At 71.9% G+C, this 6,399-nt stretch carries 6 protein-coding genes; 3 read left to right on the forward strand and 3 right to left on the reverse strand.

Translation table 11 applies throughout. The features are described 5' to 3' along the window. Positions 1-6: 6 nt before the first annotated feature. A complete protein-coding gene (locus C9J87_RS10680) occupies positions 7-933 on the reverse strand; it encodes a DNA-3-methyladenine glycosylase family protein (RefSeq protein ID WP_010833153.1) in 927 nt (308 codons plus the stop codon). 31 nt (positions 934-964) lie between these two features. Between C9J87_RS10680 and C9J87_RS10685 the strand changes: the two genes are divergently transcribed. The 3 genes from C9J87_RS10685 to C9J87_RS10695 are packed head-to-tail and all read left to right on the forward strand — an operon-like array spanning position 965 to position 4,092. After that, a complete protein-coding gene (locus C9J87_RS10685) occupies positions 965-1,810 on the forward strand; it encodes a tryptophan 2,3-dioxygenase (RefSeq protein WP_107705505.1) in 846 nt (281 codons plus the stop codon). Positions 1,811-1,828: 18 nt separating this feature from the next. Next, positions 1,829-3,340, forward strand: a complete 1,512-nt coding sequence (locus C9J87_RS10690) for an ATP-dependent DNA ligase (RefSeq protein ID WP_107705506.1) — start codon at positions 1,829-1,831, stop codon at positions 3,338-3,340. 53 nt (positions 3,341-3,393) lie between these two features. Further along, a complete protein-coding gene (locus C9J87_RS10695; RefSeq protein WP_107705507.1) occupies positions 3,394-4,092 on the forward strand; it encodes a TetR/AcrR family transcriptional regulator in 699 nt (232 codons plus the stop codon). Positions 4,093-4,098: 6 nt separating this feature from the next. On the opposite strand, the gene C9J87_RS10700 is transcribed toward C9J87_RS10695, so the two are convergent. Together C9J87_RS10700 and C9J87_RS10705 are read right to left on the reverse strand one after the other, a co-directional pair. Beyond that, the gene (locus C9J87_RS10700) at positions 4,099-5,478 is read right to left on the reverse strand and encodes a dihydrolipoyl dehydrogenase family protein (RefSeq protein WP_107705521.1); all 1,380 of its coding nucleotides are present in this window, start codon (positions 5,476-5,478) and stop codon (positions 4,099-4,101) included. A 5-nt stretch (positions 5,479-5,483) separates the two neighbouring features. Continuing rightward, the gene (locus C9J87_RS10705) at positions 5,484-6,293 is read right to left on the reverse strand and encodes a DUF1206 domain-containing protein (protein ID WP_010833158.1); all 810 of its coding nucleotides are present in this window, start codon (positions 6,291-6,293) and stop codon (positions 5,484-5,486) included. Positions 6,294-6,399 lie beyond the last annotated feature (106 nt).

Consider the following 6,399-nt stretch of genomic DNA (forward strand, 5'->3'; position numbering starts at 1 on the left):
TCCCCGCTAGCGACGACCGGGCGTGCGTCCCGGCAGGTGCGTCCGCGGCGACATCCGCGGCCCCCTGCGCGGCCGGCCACCGGCGAACCCGTGGATCAGGCTGACCGCCCGGTTGCGCTGCGGCCGCCACGGCTCGAGGAACTCGGCGAGCTCGGCGTCGGTGAAGGGAGTACCGGTCATCGCCCAGCCGATGTCCTTGGCGACGTGGTAGTCGCCGAAGCTCACGGCGTCGGGGTCGCCCAGCGCGTGTGCGCGCACCTCGGCACTGGTCCAGACCCCGATGCCGGGCAGGCTGCGCAGCCGCCGGTCGAGGTCCTCGGGCCCGTCGTGCCGCTCCAGCGCGTCGGCCACCCGGGTCGCGGTGACGATCGCCCGCGACCGCGCCTGGTCGACGTGCAGCCCCAGCCACGCCCAGCTCGGGATCATCCGCACGGTGGCCGCATCCGGGGGCACCCAGAGCCTGAGGTCCTCGCCGGGGCCGGGTGCGCGCTCGCCGTACCGGAGGACCAGGGAGCGGTAGCCGGCGAAGGCCTCCTGGCCGGTGACCTTCTGCTCGATGATGCTCGGGATCAGCGTCTGGAGCACGAGTCCGCTGCGACCGAACCTGCCGTGCGGTCGGCGGCGCCACGCCTCCGCCACCAGCGGGTGGATCGGGTCGAACCCGCTCACGTCGTCGTCGGCCCCCAGCAGCCCGGGAACGGACTCGAGCACCCAGTCGGCGCCCGCGCCCCACGCGCTCGCGTGCACGACGCCATCCGGGCGCTGCTCGATGCGCAGCGTCGCCGGGCCGACAGGCGTCCGCACCCCGCGCCAGTGGGCGCCAGCGGGGTCGATGCGATAGCTCGGGTCGGAGCTGCCGCGCCGTTGCTGCCGCAGGATCGAGCCGGCCGGGCACGGCCAGCCCGGCCGCCACTCCCGGGTCTGCGCCTGCATGCGGAAACCTTACGGTCGCTAGGTTGAGGACATGGCAGAGCACCGCGAGATCGAGGCAGGCATCGAGAAGGACTTCACCCAGCAGATGTCGTACGGCGACTACCTGCGCCTCGACCTGCTGCTGGGCGCCCAGCAGCCGCAGAGCGATCCCCCGCAGCACGACGAGCTGCTGTTCATCGTCCAGCACCAGACCTCCGAGCTCTGGCTGAAGCTGATGGTGCACGAGCTCCGCTCCGCGCGGTCGCTGCTGGCCAGCGACGACCTGTCCCCCGCCCTGAAGCGGCTCGCCCGGATCAAGCACATCCAGCGCGTGCTCACCGACCAGTGGTCGGTGCTCGCGACCCTGACGCCGAGCGAGTACGCCGAGATCCGCCCCTTCCTCGCCACCTCCTCGGGCTTCCAGTCGGCGCAGTACCGCGAGGTCGAGTTCCTGCTCGGCAACAAGGACGCCGACATGGTGCCCGTCTTCAAGCACGACCCGCCCGCGCGCGACGCGCTCGCCACCCTGCTCCGCGAGCCGTCGCTGTACGACGAGTTCCTGGCCTACCTCGCCCGGCGGGGCTACAACGTGCCGGCCGACGTGCTGACCCGCGACGTCACCCGCTCGCACCCCTCCTCCCCCGGGCTGGTCGAGGTCTTCGCGCAGGTCTACGCGGCGCCCGCCGACCACTGGGGTGTCTACGAGACCTGCGAGGAGCTGGTCGACGTGGAGGACAACTTCCAGCAGTGGCGCTTCCGGCACCTCCAGGTCGTGCAACGCACCATCGGCCACAAGGTCGGCACCGGCGGCTCCTCGGGCGTCGACTTCCTGCGCCGCGCCCTGGACCTCACGTTCTTCCCCGAGCTGTTCGAGGTTCGCACGCGCATCGGGGGCTGAGGGCGGCAGACTGACCCCATGCTCCTCGCCGAGATCGTCGCCACGTCGGCCGCCGTCGCCGCGACCAGGTCCCGCAAGGCCAAGGTGCTCGCCCTGGCCGACGCCCTGCGGCACGCGGGGCCCGACGAGCTCGAGACGGTGGTGAGCTATCTCGGCGGCACGCTCCGGCAGCGCCGCACCGGGCTGGGCTGGCGCGGCCTGTCCGACCTTCCCGAGCCCGCGGCCGGGTCGACGCTGAGCGTCACGGAGGTGCACGAGGCCTTCGACGCACTCGCGCTCATCGCCGGCACCGGGTCGCAGGCCACACGCAAGGCGGCGGTGACGGCCCTGTTCGGCCGGGCGACCGCGACCGAGCAGACGTGGCTGCGCGGCCTCGTCACCGGCGAGGTCCGCCAGGGCGCGCTCGACGCGCTCGTGCAGGAGGCGGTGGCCCAGGTCGCCGACGTCCCGCTCGTCGCCGTACGCCGCGCCGCGATGCTCTCCGGGAGCACGCTGGCCGCCGCTGTGGCGGCCTTCCGCGGCGGCGAGGCCGCATTGTCGGAGCTCGGGCTCGAGGTCGGGCGCCCGATCCTGCCGATGCTCGCGTCCAGCGCACCCGACATCGAGGCCGCGATGACCAAGGCCGTGTCGAGCGGCCCCCTGGCGATCGACGCCAAGCTCGACGGCATCCGGATCCAGGTCCACCGCCGCGGCGAGGACGTGCTCGTGGTGACCCGCAGCCTCGACGACATCACGGCCCGACTGCCCGAGGTCGTCGAGGTCGTGAGAAACCTGCCCGGAGGCGACCTGGTGCTCGACGGCGAGGCACTGATGCTCGGCCCCGACGGGCGGCCCCGTCCCTTCCAGGAGACGGCTTCACGCACCGCCCAGGCCAGCGGGGCGGCCGTCGTGCCCTACTTCTTCGACCTCCTCCACCTCGACGGCACCGACCTGCTCGACGCACCCGGGACCGCGCGGATGGCCGCGCTCGACGCCCTCGTGCCCGAGACCCATCGCGTACGCCGCTTGGTGACCGACGATCCGGAGCAGGCCGCCGAGTTCGTGGCCGAGACGCTGGCCGGCGGCCACGAGGGCGTGATCGTGAAGGACCCCGCCGCGCCCTACGACGCCGGCCGACGCGGCTCCGCCTGGGTCAAGGTCAAGCCCGTCCACACCCTCGACCTCGTCGTGCTCGCAGTGGAGTGGGGCAGCGGACGGCGTACGGGCCTGCTGTCCAACATCCACCTCGGCGCCCGGGACCCGGAGACCGGGGGCTTCGTGATGCTCGGGAAGACCTTCAAGGGGATGACCGACGAGATGCTGGCGTGGCAGACCGAGCGCTTCAGCGAGCTCAGGACGTCCGACGACGGGTGGGTCGTGCACGTGCGTCCGGAGCAGGTCGTGGAGATCGCGATCGACGGCCTGCAGCGCTCGAGCCGCTACCCCGGCGGCGTCGCGCTGCGGTTCGCGCGGGTCGTGCGCTACCGCGATGACAAGACGGCGGCGGAGGCCGACACCCTCGACGACGTCCTCGCGCTGAAGACCTGGTGAAAGAACCGTCACACGTGTGTAACTGTCCGTTGCACGACGCCTAGACTCGGGGTATGACCACCGCCGCTCATGACACCCCACGAGTCGACGGCCGCCGCACCGCCGCAGCGGCCCGCCGCCGCCAGCGCGAGCGCGAGATCCTCGAGGCGACGCGCGCCCTCTTCGACGAGCGCGGTGTGCGCGACGCACAGATCGAGGACATCGCCCAGGCCGTGGGGATCAACCGGGCCATCGTGTATCGCCACTTCACCGGCAAGGAGGAGCTCTTCGCGCTGACGCTGGTCGGCTACCTCGATGAGCTCCGCGTCGCCCTCACCGACAGCGTCGAGGACCTCACCGGGAGCGACGAGCGCGTGCGCGCGACCGTCGGGGCGTTCGTCGACTACGGCCTGGCACACCCGGCGTTCGTGGACTGTGCCCAGGCGCTGATGCGCCGGACCGGCCCCGAGCTGCTGGAGGAGATCAGCGAAGGCGCGATGTTCCGCCTCGGCCGCGCGATCTCCGGCTGCCTGGCCGTGCTCTCCGAGATCCTCGACGAGGGCGTCGAGCGCGGCGACTTCAAGGTCACCGACACGACCCTGCTCGCCAACCAGCTCTATGCCAGCGGTCTCGGCGCGCTCCAGCTGGCCCGGGTCGGCATGCTGGTCAGCGAGGCGGCCCCGGGCATCCCGCGCATCGACCGGGTGTCCGGCGAGCAGGTCAGGACCTATCTCGTGACCTCCGCGCTGGCGCTGGCCCACCAGGGTGTCTAGACCGGGCTAGACCGGCTCTCCGGCCGAGTCCAGCTCCTCCAGCGCGACCTCGATGGCGCGGTGGAACGTCGGGTAGGCGAAGTGCATCCGCCGGATCGTCGCCACCGGCACCTCGGCGTGCACGGCCAGGGACAGCAGCCCGAGGACCTCACCACCGGACGGTCCGGCGGCCGTCGCTCCGACGAGCACGCCACGCGAGGTGTCGGCCACGAGCTTGATCAACCCCTCGTTGCCGACCTGGTGGATCCAGCCTCGCGACGACTCCGGCAGCTGCGCGTGCCCCACCCGCACGGACAGGCCCTGCTCGCGCGCCTGCGCCTCGGTGATCCCGACGGAGCCCACCTCGGGGTCGGTGAAGGTGACCCGCGCGACCGCGCGGTAGTCCGCCTCCAACGGCGCCGTGCCGAGGATGTTCGCGACGGCGACCTCGCCCTGGTACATCGAGACGTGGGTGAACGCGCCGTGCCCGGTGATGTCCCCGACCGCCCAGAGCCGCTCGGCCGCCCGCATGTGGGCGTCCGTCGGGACCGTCTTCGCCGACGGGTCGAGGCCGACGGTCTCCAGCCCGATGTCGCGGATGTTGTTGCTGCGACCGGCCGCCACGAGCAGCTGGTCGGCGCGCACCTCCTCGCCGTCGACCTTCACCACGAAGGCACCGTCCACGTGGTCGACCCGCTCGATCTGCACGCCCGTGCGGACCGCGATCCCCTCCTCGGCGAAGATGCCGGCGATCAGGGTGGAGGTCTCCGGCTCCTCGACGGACAGGATGCGGTCGGCGACCTCCAGCACCGTGACCTCCGAGCCGAAGCGGGCGAACGCCTGCGCGAGCTCGCACCCGATCGGGCCACCGCCGATCACGATCAGCGACGACGGCAGGTCATCGACCTTCACGACCTCGCGATTGGTCCAGTACGGCGTCGCCTCGAGTCCCTCGATGGGCAGCCTCGCCGGCGCGGTGCCGGTGTTGAGCACGATCCCCCGGGCCGCGACGTACTCGTCCTCACCGACCCGCACCCGGCCGGGGCCGGTGAGCCGACCGTCGCCGCGCACGATCCGCACGCCCGCGTCGGTCAGGCGCTGCACGTGCGACGCGTCGTTCCAGTCGTCGGTCGCCTGCTTGCGGATCCGCTCCGAGACGTAGGACCACGTGGGCGTCACCGACGCCGGCCCGACCAGCTCATCGGCGTGGCCCACCTCGGCGACGAGGTCCGCGGCGCGGATCATCATCTTCGAAGGGATGCAGCCGTAGAACGGGCACTCGCCGCCGACCAGGTCGCGCTCGATGCCGACCACGTCCAGGCCTGCCTCGGAGAGCTTCTGCGCGGCGTACTCACCACCGGGCCCGAGGCCCAGCACGATGACGTCGCATTCGGTCGCAGTCTTCACGGTGATCACCTGTCCAAGTGGCGAGCGCGGGCGAAACAGAACAATCCATAGCAGGCCAGTCCCAGCGCCATGGCGATCAGGAGCGCCTGCCCGAAGGGCTGGTCGAGCACGGTCTGCAGCGCCTGGTCGAGGCCGCCCGACTCCTTGGCCCGGTGGGTGATGGCGGCGTAGCCGAAGAGGCCGCCCACGATGGCGATGGCGATGCCCTTGGCGATGTAGCCGACCTTGCCGAACATGATGTAGGCCGAGCCGTCGTTGCCGGACTGGCCCTGCGCGTCGAGGTGCTCGGTGAACTTCTCGGTCCAGCCGCGGTGGACGAGCCGGAGGCCGTAGCCGGTGATCGCCAGCGCGACGGCGCCGACGAGGAACTGGCCGGCCGGCAGGTCCATGACCTTCGCGGTGGTCGAGTCGGTGCCGCCCGACGACCCGTTGCCGACCGCGGTCTTCACGGCACTCACGCCCAGCGCGGCGTAGACGACGCCCTTGCCGAGCGAGGCGAGCCGCTTGCGCCAGCGCTTCGTGGTGTCGCCGACCTCGCGATAGCCGAACCCGAACTCGAGACCGCGCCACACGACGAGCAGCAGCATCCCGACCGCGATCGTCCAGAGAAGCACAGCGCCGAGCGGCTGCTCGGCGATCGCGTGCAGTGCGCCCGCGTTGGACGCGCTCTCGGACTTCTCCCCCAGCGCGAGCTGGCCCGCGAGCCAGGCGACCATGAGGTGCACGGCGCCGTAGGCAACCAACCCGATCCGGACCGCGTGGTCGAGCCATTGGCTCTCGTGCGCCTGCTGGGCCTGCTCGGCCATCTCTCCCATGGACGCCACCCTAGGTGTTCTGTCCGGACAGGTTGGGCACGCGGTCGGCGGGTGACTTGCCTTTGAGTGCGGTGTGGCCGCGGTGGTGATTGTAGTGATGGAGCCA

This window comes from Nocardioides allogilvus (assembly GCF_003047285.1).
GTDB lineage: Bacteria > Actinomycetota > Actinomycetes > Propionibacteriales > Nocardioidaceae > Nocardioides > Nocardioides allogilvus.

Excerpts from the sequence above, each read along its gene's own strand:
- C9J87_RS10685 (WP_107705505.1), top strand. The coding sequence starts at position 965 with ATGGCAGAGCACCGCGAGATCGAGGCAGGCATCGAGAAGGACTTCACC.
- C9J87_RS10680 (WP_010833153.1), bottom strand. The coding sequence starts at position 933 with ATGCAGGCGCAGACCCGGGAGTGGCGGCCGGGCTGGCCGTGCCCGGCC.
- C9J87_RS10705 (WP_010833158.1), bottom strand. The coding sequence starts at position 6,293 with ATGGGAGAGATGGCCGAGCAGGCCCAGCAGGCGCACGAGAGCCAATGG.
- C9J87_RS10690 (WP_107705506.1), top strand. The coding sequence starts at position 1,829 with ATGCTCCTCGCCGAGATCGTCGCCACGTCGGCCGCCGTCGCCGCGACC.
- C9J87_RS10695 (WP_107705507.1), top strand. The coding sequence starts at position 3,394 with ATGACCACCGCCGCTCATGACACCCCACGAGTCGACGGCCGCCGCACC.